The 18221-nt window shown below is 35.9% G+C and carries 17 protein-coding genes and 1 tRNA gene; 13 read left to right on the top strand and 5 right to left on the bottom strand.

Features of this window, described 5'->3' with window-relative positions; translation table 11 throughout:
- Positions 1–19 precede the first annotated feature (19 nt).
- From ACL9RH_RS13950 to ACL9RH_RS13960, 3 genes are all read left to right on the top strand, one after another.
- A complete protein-coding gene (locus ACL9RH_RS13950) occupies positions 20–3202 on the top strand; it encodes an efflux RND transporter permease subunit (RefSeq protein WP_422693979.1) in 3183 nt (1060 codons plus the stop codon).
- Positions 3203–3424: 222 nt separating this feature from the next.
- Positions 3425–4837, top strand: coding sequence for an efflux transporter outer membrane subunit (locus tag ACL9RH_RS13955; protein ID WP_422693980.1), 1413 nt, complete (start codon positions 3425–3427; stop codon positions 4835–4837).
- A gap of 234 nt (positions 4838–5071) precedes the next feature.
- Positions 5072–5680: a hypothetical protein gene (locus ACL9RH_RS13960; protein ID WP_422693981.1), complete on the top strand. Its 609-nt coding sequence runs from the start codon at positions 5072–5074 to the stop codon at positions 5678–5680.
- 5 nt (positions 5681–5685) lie between these two features.
- Here ACL9RH_RS13960 and miaA read toward each other — a convergent pair whose 3' ends face one another.
- Entirely contained in the window at positions 5686–6594 is a 909-nt protein-coding gene (miaA, locus tag ACL9RH_RS13965; protein WP_422693982.1) for a tRNA (adenosine(37)-N6)-dimethylallyltransferase MiaA, read from the bottom strand.
- Positions 6595–6688: 94 nt separating this feature from the next.
- On the opposite strand from miaA, the gene ACL9RH_RS13970 reads away from it, so the two are divergent.
- The 3 genes from ACL9RH_RS13970 to nadA all read left to right on the top strand — a co-directional run bounded on the left by ACL9RH_RS13970 (position 6689) and on the right by nadA (position 9299).
- Positions 6689–7546 (top strand): YicC family protein, encoded by an 858-nt coding sequence (locus ACL9RH_RS13970; RefSeq protein ID WP_422693983.1) that lies wholly within the window; start codon positions 6689–6691, stop codon positions 7544–7546.
- Positions 7547–7611: 65 nt separating this feature from the next.
- On the top strand, positions 7612–8175 hold the full coding sequence (gene gmk, locus ACL9RH_RS13975) for a guanylate kinase (RefSeq protein ID WP_422694199.1): 564 nt from the start codon (positions 7612–7614) through the stop codon (positions 8173–8175).
- A 104-nt stretch (positions 8176–8279) separates the two neighbouring features.
- Entirely contained in the window at positions 8280–9299 is a 1020-nt protein-coding gene (nadA, locus tag ACL9RH_RS13980; protein ID WP_422693984.1) for a quinolinate synthase NadA, read from the top strand.
- 52 nt (positions 9300–9351) lie between these two features.
- On the opposite strand, the gene ACL9RH_RS13985 is transcribed toward nadA, so the two are convergent.
- Genes ACL9RH_RS13985 through ACL9RH_RS14000 form a run of 4 tightly spaced genes read right to left on the bottom strand, consistent with a single transcriptional unit; the run spans position 9352 to position 10272 of the window.
- Positions 9352–9561, bottom strand: coding sequence for a hypothetical protein (locus ACL9RH_RS13985; protein ID WP_422693985.1), 210 nt, complete (start codon positions 9559–9561; stop codon positions 9352–9354).
- 49 nt (positions 9562–9610) lie between these two features.
- The gene (locus ACL9RH_RS13990) at positions 9611–9820 is read right to left on the bottom strand and encodes a hypothetical protein (RefSeq protein ID WP_422693986.1); all 210 of its coding nucleotides are present in this window, start codon (positions 9818–9820) and stop codon (positions 9611–9613) included.
- A 33-nt stretch (positions 9821–9853) separates the two neighbouring features.
- Positions 9854–10024 carry a bacteriocin-like protein gene (locus ACL9RH_RS13995; protein ID WP_422693987.1) on the bottom strand — a complete coding sequence of 57 codons (171 nt, stop codon included), beginning with the start codon at positions 10022–10024 and terminating at the stop codon, positions 9854–9856.
- 56 nt (positions 10025–10080) lie between these two features.
- Positions 10081–10272: a hypothetical protein gene (locus ACL9RH_RS14000; protein ID WP_422693988.1), complete on the bottom strand. Its 192-nt coding sequence runs from the start codon at positions 10270–10272 to the stop codon at positions 10081–10083.
- A gap of 493 nt (positions 10273–10765) precedes the next feature.
- On the opposite strand from ACL9RH_RS14000, the gene thrA reads away from it, so the two are divergent.
- The 7 genes from thrA (at position 10766) to ACL9RH_RS14035 (ending at position 17916) form a co-directional block, all read left to right on the top strand.
- Positions 10766–13216: a bifunctional aspartate kinase/homoserine dehydrogenase I gene (gene thrA / locus ACL9RH_RS14005; protein ID WP_422693989.1), complete on the top strand. Its 2451-nt coding sequence runs from the start codon at positions 10766–10768 to the stop codon at positions 13214–13216.
- 12 nt (positions 13217–13228) lie between these two features.
- The gene (locus ACL9RH_RS14010; RefSeq protein ID WP_422693990.1) at positions 13229–14164 is read left to right on the top strand and encodes a homoserine kinase; all 936 of its coding nucleotides are present in this window, start codon (positions 13229–13231) and stop codon (positions 14162–14164) included.
- A 17-nt stretch (positions 14165–14181) separates the two neighbouring features.
- On the top strand, positions 14182–15510 hold the full coding sequence (gene thrC / locus ACL9RH_RS14015) for a threonine synthase (protein ID WP_422693991.1): 1329 nt from the start codon (positions 14182–14184) through the stop codon (positions 15508–15510).
- Entirely contained in the window at positions 15491–15859 is a 369-nt protein-coding gene (folB, locus tag ACL9RH_RS14020; protein ID WP_422693992.1) for a dihydroneopterin aldolase, read from the top strand. Before thrC ends, folB begins: the two co-directional genes overlap by 20 nt.
- 34 nt (positions 15860–15893) lie before the next feature.
- Positions 15894–17258 (top strand): DUF4403 family protein, encoded by a 1365-nt coding sequence (locus ACL9RH_RS14025; RefSeq protein WP_422693993.1) that lies wholly within the window; start codon positions 15894–15896, stop codon positions 17256–17258.
- Positions 17259–17288: 30 nt separating this feature from the next.
- Positions 17289–17786 carry an RDD family protein gene (locus tag ACL9RH_RS14030; protein WP_422693994.1) on the top strand — a complete coding sequence of 166 codons (498 nt, stop codon included), beginning with the start codon at positions 17289–17291 and terminating at the stop codon, positions 17784–17786.
- A 59-nt stretch (positions 17787–17845) separates the two neighbouring features.
- Positions 17846–17916 (top strand) — tRNA-Cys (locus ACL9RH_RS14035).
- Positions 17917–18221: the final 305 nt, after the last annotated feature.

Consider the following 18221-nt stretch of genomic DNA (forward strand, 5'->3'; position numbering starts at 1 on the left):
TTAAAAAAATAAACTTCTTATGTTAAAACAATTTATAGAAAGACCGGTCCTTTCAACGGTCATCTCCATAATACTCTTATTATTGGGAGCCCTGTCTCTCTTTAATTTACCGATTGCCCTTTTCCCGGATATTGCTCCTCCAAGCGTTCAGGTAACGGCATTCTACCCTGGAGCCAATGCTGAGGTGGTAGCACGTTCGGTTGCTACTCCTATTGAAGAAGCGGTGAACGGAGTGGAAAACATGACCTACATGACTTCCAACTCCAGTAACGACGGTAGTATGACTCTTAGCGTTTTCTTCAAACAGGGAGCAGATCCTGATAATGCTGCAGTAAACGTACAGAACCGTGTATCAAAAGCAATGAGCCAGCTTCCTCAAGAGGTAGTACAAGCCGGGATTTCAACCCAAAAGGTTCAGAACAGTATGATCATGTTCATGGGATTAAGCAGTGAAAATGAAAAACAATATGATGAGCTTTTCCTTCAAAACTACCTGAAGATCAATGTAATTCCTCAGATACAACGTATTCCGGGAGTTGCGCAGGCTCAGGTATTCGGAACCAGAGATTATTCCATGAGAATCTGGCTAAAACCAGACAGATTAGCAGCGAATAACCTTTCTCCACAGGAAGTTTTAGGTGCTATCAAAGATCATAACCTTGAAGCTGCTCCTGGACGTCTTGGGCAGGGAAGTAAAGAAACGTATGAATATATCCTTAAATATAAAGGAAAACTAAACAAAGGGGAAGATTATGAAAACATTGCTATCAAAGCAAATAGTGACGGATCTTTCTTAAGATTAAAAGATGTAGCAAGAGTAGAATTCGGTTCTTATACCTACACTGCGACCAACAGAGTAGATGGAAAACCAGTTGCAGGATTTGCTATTCTACAAACAGCAGGTTCTAATGCCAATGAAATCCTAACGGAGATTGAAAAGCAGGTAAAAGTAATGGAAACTACTCTACCAAAAGGAGTAAAGCCTATTATCATGTATAATTCCAAAGACTTTTTGGATGCTTCAATTCATCAGGTAGTAGAAACATTAGTAATTGCCTTTATCCTGGTATTTATTGTAGTATATATTTTCCTTCAGGATTTCAGATCTACATTAATTCCTGCAATTGCAGTACCGGTTGCAATTATCGGAACCTTCTTCTTCCTGCAGCTGTTTGGTTTCAGTATCAATATGCTTACTTTGTTTGCCTTGGTTCTCGCCATCGGTATTGTAGTGGATGATGCGATTGTAGTAGTGGAAGCTGTTCACTCAAAAATGGAACAGACAGGAATGCCGGTAGAGCATGCAACTATGCACTCGATGAGTGAAATTTCCGGTGCAATTATCTCTATTACCCTGGTAATGTGTGCCGTGTTTATTCCGGTTGGTTTCATGCAGGGACCTGCAGGGGTATTCTACAGACAGTTTGCCTTCACACTGGCTATTGCGATCCTAATTTCAGCGGTGAATGCATTAACACTGAGCCCGGCATTATGTGCTATGTTCCTAAATGACCCTCAGGGAGAACATGGCGAACACGGTCATAAAAAAGGTTTTGGAGCGAGATTCTTCAATGCTTTCAATGCCAGCTTCAACAGCATGACCAGAAAATATATCTACAGCCTTAAGTTTTTAATTAAAAATAAATGGGTAGCTATTGGAGGTCTGGTGGTTATTACAGCAGCAAGTGTATTTTTAATCAAAAAAGCACCGTCAGGATTTATTCCTACTGAAGACCAGGGATTCGTACTATATGCTGTAAATACTCCTCCGGGAAGTTCATTAGAAAGAACTCACAGAGCAACAGCACAAATTGATAAAATCATCAATGCTGAAAAAGCAACCAACCACCTTTGGGTAGCAGATGGTATGAACTTCATCAGTAATGCGAACGCTTCTCCATATTCTGCAGGTTTCATAAAACTTAAAGATTATGACAAACGTGGCGAGATGAAAGATCCTGATCAGATTGCAGCTACATTAACAGGAAAGGTAAGCCAGGTGAAAGATGCCAATGCATTCTTCTTCAACTTCCCTACTGTACAAGGTTTTGGTAACGTTTCCGGATTTGAATTTATGCTCCAGGATAAAACGAATGGTTCTTTTGAACAGTTAGGAACAACCACTCAGCAATTCATCGGTGAACTGATGAAAAGACCTGAAATTGCTTTTGCCTTCACTACCTATTCTGCAGGAAACCCTCAGTATACGATTGATGTAAATACAGACAAAGCCAATCAGCTGGGAGTTTCTGTGACAGATTTGATGCAGACTATGCAGATTTATTTCGGAAGTAGCTTTGTTTCGGATTTCAACAGATTCGGAAAATATTACAGAGTAATGGCACAGGCAGATATTCCTTACCGTACAGATGTAAATTCTTTAGAAGGAATTTATGTTAAAAACAAATCAGGAGAAATGGTTCCTGCAAAAACACTGGTAACGTTAAAAAGATCTTTCGGTCCTGAAACCGTAACAAGAAACAACCTTTTCAACGCGGTTACCATTAACGGAACTCCTAAACCTGGATACAGTACCGGAGATGCCATCAAAGCAGTGGAAGAAGTTGCTCAGCAGTCACTTCCAAGAGGATACGGATATGAATGGACAGGGATTACCCGTGAAGAGATTAAAACAAGTGGTCAAACCGCATTTATCTTCTTCTTAAGTATCTTATTTGTATACTTCCTTCTGGCAGCACAGTACGAAAGTTATATTCTTCCGTTCGCGATTATTCTTACGATTCCTACAGGGATTTTCGGAGTATTTGCTTTCACAGGATTAGCAGGTATCGATAATAATATTTATGTACAGGTAGGATTGATCATGTTGGTAGGATTACTTGCAAAAAATGCGATCCTGATTGTAGAATTTGCTGTACAGAGAAGAAAAGCAGGAAAATCTTTAATAGAATCTGCTCTTCAGGCCTCAAGATTACGTTTAAGACCTATCTTAATGACCTCTTTCGCCTTTATCGTGGGAATGCTTCCATTAGTATGGACCCAGGGAGCTTCTTCAAAAGGAAATCACTCCATCGGGTACAGTACTGTAGGTGGAATGTTAACAGGAGTATTATTCGGGATCTTCATCATCCCGGTAATGTATGTAGTCTTCCAGTATCTGCATGAGAAAATGCCAAGCAGAAAAAAGAAAAGACTTCAAAGACAAAAACTAGAGGCTGAGCTTTTATCAAGCCCTCATTAATAAAATGAACTACAAAGCTTTGAGAAATTTTAAAACAACGAAAAATTAATTTAACCCATTAAGTTTTCCTTTAAAATAATAAGAACAAAAAGAATACCGTATGTCAGCGTCTCATCATTCAATGTTCTTAAGGTTTCAGAAACAAAGAATTTTCTCCTACTAAAGACAATCTTGTATCAACAACCACTCAAAGTTTTGTATTCTATCAAAAGTTTAAAAACTATGAAAAGAGTAAAAAATATTATTTTAACTTTTGCGATTGCTATAGGCTCTGTTTCGTGTGTTTCAAAACTGGCATACGCAGAACCTGAGCTTCCGCTTCCAGAAAAATTCCAGTATACTGCAACTGCAGATACAGCCAGCGTTGCCAACCTGGAATGGAAACAGTTTTTCAACGATCCTATTTTACAGGATCTGATTGAAAAAGGAATCAAACATAATTATGATCTTCAGATCGCTTTAAAACAAGTTGCCGCTTCTCAGGAAAAACTGAAACAGGCAAAATATATGCAATATCCTGATGTTGGTTTTGGGGTATCAGGACAGATTTCTAAGCCTTCCAAAAACAGTATGAATGGTGAAAGCTTAAATTTATTTTTAGGGCAGAGCCATGTTGAAGATTACAATGCGGCCTTCAACCTTTCATGGGAAGCCGATATCTGGGGAAAAATCAAAAACCAGCAGGAGGTTTCAAGAATGCAGTATCTGCAGACTTATGAAGGTTCAAAAGCTGTTCAGACTCAAGTGGTCGCAGCTATTGCTCAGGGATATTACAACCTGTTAATGCTTGACAAACAATTGGGAATTGCAAAATCTAACCTTGAATTGAGTAATAATACATTGTTGATAACACAGAAAATGTGGGAAAGTGGAGACACTACTTCTTTAGGAGTTCAACAGTCTACCGCTCAGAAACAGGCAACAGAGTTATTAATTTCTCAGTTGGAACAGAACATTGCCATTCAGGAAAATGCGTTAAGTATTCTTGTAGGGGAACTTCCTAATAAGGTAAGCAGAACCATTGAGATGTCTGATACTTCATTACCACAAAATATCACAGCAGGGCTTCCTGCAGCGATGGTAAGCAGAAGACCGGATGTACGTCAGCAGGAACTGGCTTTGTTACAATCTAATGCTATGGTAGGAATTGCACAAGCGAATATGTACCCTTCATTAAAAATTACAGCTAACGGAGGAGTAAATTCTTTCAAGTTTGATAATTGGTTTCAGATTCCAGCATCATTGTTCGGATCGGTTTTAGGAGGAATCACTCAACCTATTTTCCAGAAAAGACAATTGAAAACAGATCTTGAAGTGGCTAAAATTCAGAGAGAGCGAAATGTTCTGTCATTCCGTCAATCGGTACTGAATGCTGTAGGAGAAGTTTCTGACGCTTTGGTTTCTAACGAAAGCCTAAAAGTTCAGGAGCAAAAAGCTTCCGAGCAGGCAACTACATTGAAAGACGGTATTAAAAGTGCACAGCTCCTTTATAAAGGAGGTTCGGCCAATTACCTGGAAGTGATTACAGCACAGGGAAATTCCCTACAGGCAGAGCTGAACCTGGCTTCAATTAAAAGACAGAGATTAAGCAGCATTGTAGATCTTTACAGAGCGCTTGGCGGTGGTTGGAAGTAGTAAATTAAATTATATTTGTTAATTAAGGTGCGGTTCTTTTTAGGACCGCATTTTTTATGTAACGAATTCTAAAAATGAAGATTACACATCTTGTATGTCATTTTGATGAAGGAGAAATCTATAAATATCAATTCTAGACTATTGAAATGGTTATTATGAATAATTCAAAACTCCCAAATATGGTTTCCCATAAAAATCATCTTAAAAATCTTAATAGTTTTGAAATAAAAATAAATGAAAAGATTATTTCAAATTTTTATTATTTTTTCAATCTTCAGTTGTAATAAATCAAATATTGATACTAAAAAAATTGAAAAGTCAAAGAAAGATTCTCTTTTAGCGATAAAGAAAAAAGAAGATTCAATAATAATTAGTAATATTTCAACTATAAAAGAAGTCAGTGTTGGTGATAAAACTATAAAGCTAATTTCTAAGCCCAAGGTCAGCAAAGAAGTTGAATTTGAAAATGAATATTTATCTTCCACAACATTCTACAGTAGAAAAATTGCCGAAAGAAATAATGTCCTTATAAACTTTCAATTTAAACTTACATCTAAAAGCAAATCTAATACGAATAACTTTTTCCCAAATCTAAATGTTTTTATTATAGATAAAGAGAAGAGTAATATAAAACATATTAACGAAATGCATTATCAACTTTTAAATAAAACAGATAAACCAATATCATATTTAGAACAAATTTTTGACTATCAAGAGTCTGCAATATTTGTAGGTTGGGTTGAAGTTGAAGAAAAGCTTTTAAATAAAATTGTTATCTCTGTTAATAAAGGAGGTAATCGAAAATTAATGAAGGAAAATATTGTGGCTAATTTTATAAAATAATATTGCTAAAATGATAAGTTAATATAATCAATTAAATCTTCATATTCTTTTTCTGAATACCCTAAAGGTAAATAATGAATATCATCCGCCTTTCTGTACCATGTCAGTTGGCGTTTTGCGTATCTGCGGCTGTTCTTTTTAATTTCCGAAACAGCAAAATCTAGTTCCCATTCTCCATCAAAATATTTGAACAGTTCAGCATATCCTACTGTATTCAATGCTGTCAGATGCTTGAATTCCTCTAAACTTTTTACCTCATCCAATAAACCTTTCTCCATCATCATATCTACTCTGCGATTGATTCTGTCGTACAGTTCTTCTCTTGGCGCTTCAATTCCAATTCTAATAACATTAAAATCTCTGGAATCCTGAGATACAGCAATTAATTCCGAATATTTTTTCCCGGTCTGCCAAATAACATCTATAGCACGTAAAAGCCTTCTGTGATTATGAAAATCGACTACCGCAAAATATTCAGGATCTAGTTCTTTTAAAATTTCCTGAAGTTTTTCAATTCCTTCGCTTTCGAAAATATCATTCAGCTTTTTCTGATTTTCTTCGTTGGCTTCCGGCAGATCGTTCAACCCTTCAATGACTGCTTTTTCATACATCATACTTCCTCCTACCAAAATAACGGTTTCATAATTTTTGAAAAGTTCATTGAGTTTTTTTAAAGCATCTTCTTCATACTGGCCAATAGAATAATATTCTTCTACCGATAAATTTCCGATAAAATGATGAGGTGCGGCCGACAGCTCTTCATCTGAAGGTGCCGCCGTTCCGATTTTCATTTCTTTAAAAAACTGTCTGGAATCGCAGGAAATAATTTCCGTATTGAAATGCTGAGCCAAATCGATGGCCAGTTTGGTTTTACCAATTCCGGTGGGGCCTACTACAGAAATCAAATTTTTCATCACTTCACGTTCATTATTTTATGGGTAATATGTAACCTTTACAGATTTCACTGTGCTAATTTAAATGTTTATCTTTGTAGAACAATAAAAAACTATGATTTTATCAATGACTGGCTTCGGTAGAGCCGAAGGTGTTTTTGAAGGGAAAAAAATAACAATAGATATTAAATCTCTGAACAGCAAGAGCTTTGATTTGAATATTAAAATTCCTTTACGTTATAAAGAAAAAGAATTTGAGATCAGAAAAATTCTTAATGATAGAATTATCCGTGGAAAAGTAGACTGCTACGTGAATCTGGAGAATCTTGAAGAGTCCAATGATGTAAAAATCAACAAGAACCTGATTGATTCTTATATGAATGAATTGAAAAATATTGCTTCAGACGGTCCCGATTTCGAATACCTTAAAATGGCGGTTAGACTTCCTGATGCTATCACTTCCAGACCCGACGAACTTACAGAAGGCGAATGGGAAGCTTTAGCAAAGATTGTAAATGCTGCTGTAGACAGATTTGAAGAATTCAGAAAAACAGAAGGCAGTATCCTGCATGAAGAACTCAACAGAAATATCCAAAACATTGATAAATATCTTGGTGAGGTTATTCCTTTTGAAGAAGAAAGAATTGTAAGTGTAAAAGAACGCTACCAAAAAGCTTTGAAGGAATTCGAAAATGTAGACGAAACCCGTTTCTATCAGGAAATGGCCTATTTTACAGAAAAACTTGATATTTCAGAAGAAAAGGTAAGACTTAGCCAGCATTTGAAATATTATAAAGAAGTAATGGATAATGAATCTTTCAATGGTAAAAAACTGGGCTTCATCTCTCAGGAAATTGGAAGAGAGATCAATACATTAGGTTCTAAAGCCAATCATTCTGCTATTCAGAAACTGGTAGTCATGATGAAAGACGATTTGGAAAAAATTAAAGAGCAAACATTAAACGTATTATAAACAGTTGAACGTTGATTGTAGAAGTTGAAAGCAGCTTTTACAATCAATCAACAGCTTACCACTCTATGGATAAAGTAATTATATTTTCAGCTCCATCCGGAAGCGGAAAAACTACATTGGTAAAACATTCTCTGGAAACATTTCCTGAACTGGAATTCTCTATCTCCTGCACAACCAGACAGCCAAGAGGAAGTGAAATTCATGCAGTTGATTATCATTTTTTAACGCCTGATGAATTCAGACAGAAAATCTCAGAAAATGCCTTTGTAGAATATGAAGAAGTATATACTGACAAATATTACGGTACTTTAAAATCTGAAGTAGAAAAGATCTGGAATCAGGGAAAAGTTGTTATTTTTGATGTAGATGTAAAAGGAGGTATTTCTCTGAAAAAATATTTCGGAGACAAAGCCTTGTCTATCTTTATAGAACCACCTTCCATCGAGGAATTGGAACGAAGATTGATTTCAAGAAACACAGATGATGCAGAAACCATTCAAACCCGTGTAGCCAAGGCAGAAGAAGAAATGTCTTACGCTAATGAGTTTGACAAGATTGTCATTAATGCCGATCTTGATGTAGCTAAAAAAGAAATAGAAAGTTTAATAAAAAGTTTTATCAGTAATTAAGGGCAGGAAGAGAGAAGCCAGAAGATCAGGGTATCCCAAATACTCCCGGAATCTGACTTCTAATTTCTAACCTCTACTTCTGATAATAAAAAATTGAGGTTGATATGAGTACCGAAACATTAGAAAAAGCTAAATCTGCAATTCCTGTAAAAGGATTTCTGGATATAAAAGATATAGCCATTCCTAAAGGAGAAGAATTGGTAAAAGCCATTCTGAAACTTAAAGAGGAAAAGAATGCTGTTATCCTTGCACACTATTACCAACCGGGAGAAATCCAGGACATCGCTGATTTTCTTGGAGATTCTTTGCAGCTGGCAAGACAGGCCAAAGATACCAATGCTGACATGATCGTGTTCTGCGGAGTGCACTTCATGGCAGAAGCAGCGAAAATTTTAAATCCAACTAAAAAAGTAGTTTTACCGGATACCATGGCTGGATGCTCTCTGGCAGACGGTTGTTCAGGAGAAGGGCTAAGAAAAATGCGTGAACAGCATCCTGATGCTTTAATTGCTACTTACATCAACTGTAATGCAGAAACCAAAGCAGAAAGTGATATCATCGTTACCAGTTCCAATGCAGAAACGGTTATTGAAGCACTGCCAAAAGACAGACCGATCATTTTTGCACCAGATAAAAACCTGGGAAGATATCTTTCAAAAAAAACAGGACGTGATATGATTCTTTGGGACGGAAGCTGTATTGTACACGAAGCATTCTCTATGGAAAGGATTGCTAAGCAATTAGCAGACAATCCGGATGCTAAAATGATTGCCCACCCTGAAAGTGAGGAAGCTGTTCTTAAATTAGCTCACTTTATCGGTTCCACTTCTGCCCTATTGGATTATGTTGAAAAAGACGAATGTCAGAAATTCATCATTGCAACAGAAGAAGGAATTTTACATGAAATGAGAAAACGTGCGCCTCACAAAGAATTAATCCCGGCATTAGTTTTTGATGAAAGCTGCAACTGTTCAGAATGTTTCTATATGAAACGTAATACAATGGAAAAGTTATATTTATGTATGAAATATGAACTTCCTGAAATTCTGATAGACGAAGAACTAAGAGTAAAAGCATTAAAACCAATTGAAGCAATGCTCGACCTTTCAAAAAGTATAAAATAAATAAAAAGCACTGTTTTCACAGTGCTTTTTTTAGTCTTAAATATAGCTGTTTTTAGTCTGCAGTAATAAATACAAAACAATCTGCGCTCACAACCACGCACATTCTGCAATTCTGCGATAATGTCCAGTACGCCTCACATGAAGGATCCGTTGGAGAACCCGGACCAAAAACAAGATGGGTAGGACAACCATTGCAGCTGGAAAGACCCGCTCCGTTCATCTGCTCCAAATCTTTTCTGTTTAATTTCTTTAAATTTTTCATAGTAGTTTTAGTTTTGTTACAAGTTGGATTTTGAAAAAATCAGCTATTCTTAATGATTAAAATCAGAATAATCCGGGCCATAGCAATCTGCGCTTACGTCTACGCAATTTCTACAATTTGGAGATAACGCCCAGTAACTCCAACAGCTGTTTGTATATTCAGGACCATCGCCATAATTTCCTCCTGTAGGACAACCCGCACATCCCTGTATTCCTTTTCCGTTGATACTTTTCAGCTTTGTTCTTGATAATTTTTTCATGGTATTATTTATTATTATATGATTATATTAAAATTACAGCATTGGAGCATAGCAGGTTCCTCCAGGTTTTCTCCAGCATCCCCATGCTCCGCCACCACGGAAACATACAAACTGTGCTCCGCCACAGGCTTCAATTTGAATATCAGTAAAACCTCCGTTAATACTTTTCTTTTCTTCTCTTGATAATTTTTTAATTGTTTTCATAGCACTTATTTTTAAGATGGTAATAAAGAATATTGTTTTTAAATTTCTACTTTAAATTAAAACGGTTCAAAACATTCATAACTTACCAGAACCCTTTTTTTACAACATTCCGGTAACCCAAAATACTCTCCACACGATTTCTGTTCATTGGGACCGTAAGGACCATCGGGACAGTTTTCATTGCATGCCCCTATTCCTCCGTTAATTTTCTCTAGGCTTACTCTGTTTAATTTTTTTGACTTTTTCATAACAATTTGATTTAGTTTATTTTATAAATATAATAAATCATTTTATTCTACAGTAAAAAATTACTCACAATTATAAGAATTAATAAAAAAAATACTATTTAACCTATCATTTTTAATAAGTAAAATTTTATCATAACAATCCATTGGCTATTATGAATTCTAATGGCAATCTATTTTAAAAACGATTGTAGAAATTGTCGGCATTAATATCCTATCAATACAAAATGTTGATTTCTAAATATTTAATTTTCAAATAAAACTTGGCCATTTCAAAATAATTTGTACATTTGTTTTGTTACAATGAATTTTTCTAGAAACATATCTGATATTTCTATCCTGAAATCAACTATTTCGGGAGTATCTGCTGTTTCTACATTCACAACTACAACAACTACCCCTTAACGGGGGAAATTTTCACATATTATTACCTGTACCTATACTCTTTTTTCGAAGAGTCAACATTACATTTTACCTAATTTCAAATCAATAATTGATGAAAATTTTAAAATTCGGAGGAACTTCAGTTGCCCACTCTCAAAATATACTTCTGGTAGAGAATATCATAAAAAAGCAATCTTCAAAAGACAGAATTGTAGTTATTGTTTCAGCACTTCACAACGTTACAGACCAGTTGATTAAAGCCGCAGAATCTGCATCGTTGAAAGATGAAAGTTACCTTAACATCATTCAGGAGCTGGAAGAAAAACATATCAATCTGGTAAAAGAACTGATCCCGGTTCTTGCCCAAAGCTCATGGTTAAGTTTTGTAAAAAAACATTTTAATGATTTAGAAGATATCTATAACGGAATTGCTGTTTTAGGAGAACTTACCGATAGAATTAAAGACAAAATTGCTTCGTACGGTGAATTTCTTTCTTCCCAGATTATTGCTGCCAGACTTCAGGAACAAGGGCTTGATTGCCTATGGATGAACTCTGCCGATCTTATTAAAACCGACAGCAATTTCACTCATGCAAAAGTAGATTTCAACCTAACAGATCTAAATCTTAAAAATTATCTCAGTGAGCACTCAAATCGAATCATCATTGGTCCGGGCTTTATAGCCAGTGACTCTAAAAATAATAGAACAACATTGGGAAGAGGTGGCTCAGATTATACAGCTTCTATTATCGCAGCCGCTGTTCATGCTGAAGAACTACAGATATGGACAGACGTAAGCGGAATGATGACTGCTGATCCGCGATTGGCATCCAATGCTAAACCTATTTTGGAAATTTCATATCATGAAGCAATGGAACTTTCACACTTTGGAGCAAAAGTACTATATCCACCATCCATTCAACCTGTTATGGTAAAAAATATTGATCTATTCATCAAAAATACTTTCGCTCCGGACGCACAGGGAACATTGATATCCCATCATCTGAAAGCAGAAGAAAATAAAATGCAACAGATAGCAGTGGGAGTCTCCAATATGAGCCATATTGCTCTGCTCACTTTGGAAGGTAGCGGAATGGTAGGAATTCCGGGAATATCAGCCAAATTATTTCAGTGCTTAAGTCAGGAAAAAATAAATATCATTCTGATTACACAAGGTTCTTCTGAACATTCCATCACAATAGCGATTAATGAAAAAGATGCTTTCCATGCAGAAAATACGATCAATTCTGCCTTCGCAGATGATATTAATTTGGAAAGAGTCTATCCTGTAAAAATTGAAACAGGTCTTTCTATTGTTGCTTTAGTAGGTGAAAATATGAAAAGTAGAAGTGGAGTAAGTGCTAAAATGTTTGGATGTCTTGGAAACAACGGGATTAATATCAGAGCCATCGCTCAAGGATCTTCAGAAAGAAATATAAGCATTGTTATCTCAGAAAAAGACAGTAAAAAAGCGGTCAATATTCTTCACGAAGAATTTTTTGAATCAGAAATTAAACAGATTCATCTTTACATCTGCGGTATTGGGAATGTAGGTTCAAAGTTGATTCAGCAGATTTATGATCAAAATGAATATTTAAAAGAAAACTTTTTGATCAATCTGAGAATTGCAGGAATTTCCAACAGTCGTAATATGATGTTTTCAGATCAGGGGATTTCTCGTGAAACCTATCTCAACTGGGAAGAACAGAGTAAAAAAACTTCCGTCAGAGAATTTGCTGAGGAAATCATCCAAAGAAATTTAAGGAACTCGGTATTTGTTGATGTCACTGCCAGTGCCGATGTACCTGGAATTTATGAAAGCTTACTGAAAAGAAGCATCAATATCGTTGCCTGTAACAAAATTGCAGCCTCATCAGATTTTGAAAAGTATAAAAATTTAAAAAATACAGCCAGAAACCATAACTGCAATTTTTATTTTGAGACCAATGTTGGTGCAGGGCTTCCGGTAATCGGAACCATCAATGACCTGATTAAAAGTGGTGATAAAATAATCTCTATTCAGGCCGTATTGAGTGGAACTTTAAATTTTGTTTTCAATCATTATGACGGTAGTAGGACTTTTTCTGAAGTTGTGGCCCAAGCACAAAAAGAAGGATATACAGAACCCGATCCAAGACTTGATTTGTCAGGGACAGATGTTGCCAGAAAAATTTTAATATTAGCAAGAGAAGCAGGATATCCATTACAGTTTGAGCAAATTGAAAATATGGGTTTTCTTCCTGAAGAATGTATGCAGGGAAGTGTAGAAGATTTCTACGAAAAGCTTACTCAATATGAAAGTCATTTTAAAAGTCTGCTAAACGATGCTCAAAGCAACGGCAAAATACTAAAATACACCGCAAAGTTTGAAAATGGAAAAGCTGAAGTTGGTTTACAGCAGGTATCTTCCAATAGTGACCTTTTTCATCTTTACGGAAAAGATAATATTGTCATTTTTAAAACATTAAGATATTCTGAGCAGCCATTGGTGATAAAAGGCGCAGGTGCAGGTGCCGAAGTAACTGCAAGTGGCGTTTTTGCAGACATTATACGTTCCATTTAACATACATACATTATGAAAAAAGTAAAGATAAAAGTTCCTGCCACAGTGGCTAACCTTGTTTGTGGATTTGATATTCTCGGGATGGCCGTACACGAACCATATGATGAGATGGAGCTGAAAATATTGGAAACTCCGGATGTTATTATCAAACACGAAGATTCATTCGGGCTTCCTGAAAATCCTTCAGAAAATGTTGCCGGTATTGTACTGTTAAAAATTCAGGAACATCTTAAGTTAACCACAGGTTTTGAGGTTACTATCCGCAAACACATTAAACCTGGCAGCGGGCTCGGCTCCAGTGCGGCAAGTGCCGCCGGAGCCGCCTTTGGAGCTAACATTCTTTTAAAAAATATCTTATCCAAAGAGGAGATGGTTCATTTTGCCATGTTCGGAGAAGAACTTGCTTCTGGGGTACGTCATGCTGATAATATTGCTCCCTGCATTTACGGAGGCATTACACTGGTAAAATCTACCGATCCTATTGATATCATCCCACTGAATGCTCCTGAATTATTTGTCGCAGCAGTTCATCCGCAGGTAGAAGTAAAGACCTCAGATTCAAGGCAGATCCTGAAAAAGAATATTTCGCTGAAAAGTGCTGTAGAACAATGGGGAAATATTGCAGGTTTGATCGCCGGTATTCAAAAAAATGATTTACCATTAATTGGAAGAAGCCTTCACGATGTCATTATAGAACCTGTGCGAAGTATTCTGATTCCGAAGTTTGACGAAATTAAGGCGGGAAGTCTTCAGATAGGAGCACTTGGAGGAGGTATTTCCGGTTCCGGCCCTTCTATTTTTATGTTGGCTGAAAAACAAGAAACAGCTGAACACATTGCACAATTTATGAAATCGGTATATGATGCTATTGAAATTGAAAGCTTTGTTTATGTTTCCAAAATAAATCCGACAGGAATTCAAATTGAAGAAGAAACTTCATCTCTATAACTTATTAATTGAAAAAAATGATCTACTATAATTTAAAAGACCATTCTGAAACTGTTGATTTCAGAAATGCCACCATAAAAGGACAGGGACAAAGCAAAGGACTTTTCTTCCCGGAAAACATTCCTCAGTTTGACGAAGAATTCATTCAGAATCTTAGTTCTTATACTCAGGAAGAAATTGCTTATAAGTGTATGAAAGATTTTGTAGGAGATGAAATTCCCTCAGAAATTCTGTGGGAAATAGCCTCCGAAACAGTCAATTTCGAAATTCCTCTTGTCAAAATTAACAATCAGATATCGATTCTCGAGCTCTTTCACGGTCCTACTCTCGCATTCAAAGATATTGGAGCCAGGTTCATGAGCCGTTGCCTCTCCTATTTTCTGAAAGATCAACAGAAAAAAGTGACCGTTCTTGTTGCAACTTCCGGAGATACCGGAGGAGCCGTTGCTCATGGGTTTTATAAAATCCCGGGAATACATGTGGTGATTCTTTATCCTAAAAACAGAGTAAGCCCAGTTCAGGAAAAGCAGCTCACTGCGTTGGGGGAAAATATTTCTGCATTGGAAGTTGACGGTAGTTTTGATGATTGTCAGAATATGGTTAAAGCAGCCTTTGCAGATCAGGAAATTAATCATCACCTACTATTAACTTCTGCAAATTCAATCAACGTTGCCAGATGGCTCCCTCAGCAAATTTATTATCTGTTAGCTTATAAACAATGGCTTGAACAAAACCGTGAAAAACCTGTAATCTGTGTTCCCAGCGGAAATTTCGGAAATATCTGCGCCGGAATTCTTACTTATTTCAGAGGACTTCCTACTGAGCATTTTATTGCTGCCTGCAACGATAATCATGTAATTCCTGATTATCTGAAAACTCAAAAATATCAGCCACAACAAGCTGTTCCTACTCTATCTAATGCCATGGATGTAGGAGACCCCAGCAATTTTGTAAGAATTCTGGAACTGTTCAGCCATCGGTTTGATTCATTAAAAAATAAAATATCTGCTTACTCCATTAATGATCAGGAAACGATGAATACCATCACAGAAGTCTATCAAAAATACGGATATATGCTGGAACCTCACAGTGCCGTTGCATTTGCATCGATGAATCAATATTTACAAAAAAATCCTGAAAAGAAAGGCTTTATTTTAGGAACAGCACATCCTGTAAAGTTCCCGGGCGCAGTAGAAAAAGCCATTCAGAATTCCATTGAAATTCCGGAGTCTTTGAATGACCTTATGAAAAAGGAGAAAAAAACTATTGAAATAAATTCAGATTTTGAAGAATTAAGACGATTTTTGCTTAGTAAAATTGAAGACGATGAGCAAAATATATCTTGAAGATGTAAAAATATATGCCTACCACGGTGTATTGCCTGAGGAAAACATTATCGGAACCTACTATATTCTGAATGTAGAAATTCATACAGATCTGTGGAAAGCCGCAGAATCTGATGATCTGAATGACACGATAAGCTATGCAGACATCAATGATATCCTTCATCAGGAAATGAAAATAAATTCTAAGCTTCTTGAATATGTTGCAGGAAGGATTATTTCAAAGATTCACAGCAGTTTTCCACAAATTGGATACATCAAATTAAAAATTACGAAAACTGCACCACCCATGCAGGGAGAAATGAAAGGAGCCAGCATTGAACTGGAAAAAAGCTTTAAACCAGAAAATTAACATTTTTATTTTCATTCATAAAAACATAAAAAAATTGAAACTCGTTAAAATATTATTTCTAGTAGCTTTTATCAATGCTTTCGGGCAAACCGGTGTTGATAATCAATTGGCTAATTATAACTTTCCAAAGATCAAGTCCAGCATTACGATGCCGGTAACCATTCCTCTTTCGGAATTAAGCAATATGATCAATGCTTCGGTAAAGGATCTGATTTATCAGGATGATTCTTATACGGATAACAATAACGATCAGTTTAAAGTAAAAGTCTGGAAAACCCGTCCCATCCGTCTTGTTGGTGGTACCAGCCAGAATCTACTGATAGAAGTTCCTTTAAAGATCTGGGCGGAAAAAGGGATCGGAACTTTAGGAGTATACACTTATCAGAATACAACCTTTGAAACGGTCATGTCTTTTAATACAACCGTTACTTTTAATAATAATTGGACCATCACAACCAAAACTCAGCCAAACGGATTCCGATGGGTAACCAAACCTGTTCTGGACTATGGAAGAATACAGATTCCTATTACTCCTATTGTTGAAAAGAACCTTAAGGAGCAGCAGGAAAAATTCTGTAAAACCATAGATCAGCAAATGGCTACACAGCTCAATTTTCAGCAATATGCTCTTATGGCGTGGAATACTTTCCTTCAACCTTTCAATATTTCGGAGGAATACAATACATGGCTGAAGGTAAGCCCGATTGGTGTGAACATTACTCCTTTAAAGTTCTATGGTAATCAGATCAATGCGACTTTAGGGGTGGATATTTATTCGGAAACGTTTACAGGAAGTAAACCTGCGACCTCTTTACCGGTAACTGCAGTTTCTAATTTTAATATTTCTCCTACCGTTGCTGATAAATTTGTATTGCAGACAACCGCTAATATTCCTTTTACAGAAGCCAGTAACATGGCCCGAAAGACTTTTTTAAATAAAGAGTTTGACATTCGTGATTCTAAAGTAAAAGTGACAGATATAAGAGTATACGGCGTAGATAACAGAGTCGTGATTGAGGCTCAGACAGACGGTTATATAAAGGGAACTTCTATTATCTCGGGAATTCCTGTGTATGACGAGGTGAAGCGAAAAATTGTTTTATCGGAAACCAAGTTTAAGTTAAAAACAACCAATATTCTTTATAAAACAGCTTCTCTTCTATTTCAGGGAAAAATTGTAAAAATGATTGAAGAAGAATATGGTATTCCGACTCAGGAACTGGAAGATGCCTCCAGAAAAAGTATTGAAGAGACTTTTAACAAAGAATATTACAAGGGCTTAAAAATGAACGGGAAAGTTTTCAATCTTAAACCCAGTAAAATTCTCCTCAACAATACTGGTATTACCGCAGTGATTGATACCAACGCCTCATTAAAACTGCTTGTCAACGGATTTTAAAATTTATATACAAAAAACTAATAACCTACCATGAAAAGAATTCTAAATGTTGTTGAATATAACAAAGCCTCATTATGGATCAGGCTTGCTAATAATTTCATTGATCTTATAATACTATATATTATTAATTATCTTTTCTCCAGTATTTCTAATTTTCTTTATCAAGTAACTTCAATTGAGTTTTTCTACTTCTACAGTAATGGAAATATATTTTGGCAGCTCTTTATTGGAAATTTCAATTATTGTCTTTATTACTTTTTGATGGAAAACTATACGGATGGCAGAAGTATTTCAAAGTATATTACGGGAACTAAAGTCATCAGTACTGATGGTACAAAACCAACAGCGAAGCAGATTTTTTATAGAAGTCTTTCCAGACTTGTTCCTTTTGATGGGCTTTCATTCTTCGGAAACAACGGATGGCACGACAGCTGGAGCCAAACAAGAGTCGTGAACATCAAAAATTATGAGTCTGAAATTCAGGCAAAAAGAGAAATAGAAGCTATTGGAGCGAAAGAATTTGTTTAAAAACTTTTGTTCATAAAGTATTTTTACTATATTTGCACACCTCAAAAATGGTAAAACATGGTACTTTGGCCGAGCGGCTAGGCAGTGGTCTGCAACACCATCTACAGCGGTTCGAATCCGCTAGGTACCTCTGAAGAAACCTCTAATTAATTTTAGAGGTTTTTTTATGCCTTATACCAGCCAATCTTTTTTGATAGTAGAATTTGATTTCTATTTTTTGTAGAATGTTTTCTTGAACCTTTGCTGGTTATTTAATCTTTCCCAAATCTTATTCAACTTCTGAAATTTATTTTGGATCATTTTCAAAAGATCAAACTTTTTTAGAAACTCCATTTTTCATAGTAAGCTAAAAAAAATCCTCGGAAATTCCGAGGATAAAAACTAATAACCATGAAAACTCAAATTAAACATGAGTTGTGTTTGTATATTGAAAAA

It is taken from the genome of Chryseobacterium sp. Mn2064 (assembly GCF_049319685.1).
Classification (GTDB): domain Bacteria; phylum Bacteroidota; class Bacteroidia; order Flavobacteriales; family Weeksellaceae; genus Chryseobacterium.

Excerpts from the sequence above, each read along its gene's own strand:
- ACL9RH_RS13955 (WP_422693980.1), top strand. The coding sequence starts at position 3,425 with ATGAAAAGAGTAAAAAATATTATTTTAACTTTTGCGATTGCTATAGGC.
- gmk (WP_422694199.1), top strand. The coding sequence starts at position 7,612 with ATGGATAAAGTAATTATATTTTCAGCTCCATCCGGAAGCGGAAAAACT.
- ACL9RH_RS14000 (WP_422693988.1), bottom strand. The coding sequence starts at position 10,272 with ATGAAAAAGTCAAAAAAATTAAACAGAGTAAGCCTAGAGAAAATTAAC.
- ACL9RH_RS13970 (WP_422693983.1), top strand. The coding sequence starts at position 6,689 with ATGATTTTATCAATGACTGGCTTCGGTAGAGCCGAAGGTGTTTTTGAA.
- thrA (WP_422693989.1), top strand. The coding sequence starts at position 10,766 with ATGAAAATTTTAAAATTCGGAGGAACTTCAGTTGCCCACTCTCAAAAT.
- ACL9RH_RS14030 (WP_422693994.1), top strand. The coding sequence starts at position 17,289 with ATGAAAAGAATTCTAAATGTTGTTGAATATAACAAAGCCTCATTATGG.
- folB (WP_422693992.1), top strand. The coding sequence starts at position 15,491 with ATGAGCAAAATATATCTTGAAGATGTAAAAATATATGCCTACCACGGT.
- nadA (WP_422693984.1), top strand. The coding sequence starts at position 8,280 with ATGAGTACCGAAACATTAGAAAAAGCTAAATCTGCAATTCCTGTAAAA.
- miaA (WP_422693982.1), bottom strand. The coding sequence starts at position 6,594 with ATGAAAAATTTGATTTCTGTAGTAGGCCCCACCGGAATTGGTAAAACC.
- thrC (WP_422693991.1), top strand. The coding sequence starts at position 14,182 with ATGATCTACTATAATTTAAAAGACCATTCTGAAACTGTTGATTTCAGA.
- ACL9RH_RS13985 (WP_422693985.1), bottom strand. The coding sequence starts at position 9,561 with ATGAAAAATTTAAAGAAATTAAACAGAAAAGATTTGGAGCAGATGAAC.
- ACL9RH_RS14010 (WP_422693990.1), top strand. The coding sequence starts at position 13,229 with ATGAAAAAAGTAAAGATAAAAGTTCCTGCCACAGTGGCTAACCTTGTT.
- ACL9RH_RS13950 (WP_422693979.1), top strand. The coding sequence starts at position 20 with ATGTTAAAACAATTTATAGAAAGACCGGTCCTTTCAACGGTCATCTCC.
- ACL9RH_RS13995 (WP_422693987.1), bottom strand. The coding sequence starts at position 10,024 with ATGAAAACAATTAAAAAATTATCAAGAGAAGAAAAGAAAAGTATTAAC.
- ACL9RH_RS13960 (WP_422693981.1), top strand. The coding sequence starts at position 5,072 with ATGAAAAGATTATTTCAAATTTTTATTATTTTTTCAATCTTCAGTTGT.
- ACL9RH_RS13990 (WP_422693986.1), bottom strand. The coding sequence starts at position 9,820 with ATGAAAAAATTATCAAGAACAAAGCTGAAAAGTATCAACGGAAAAGGA.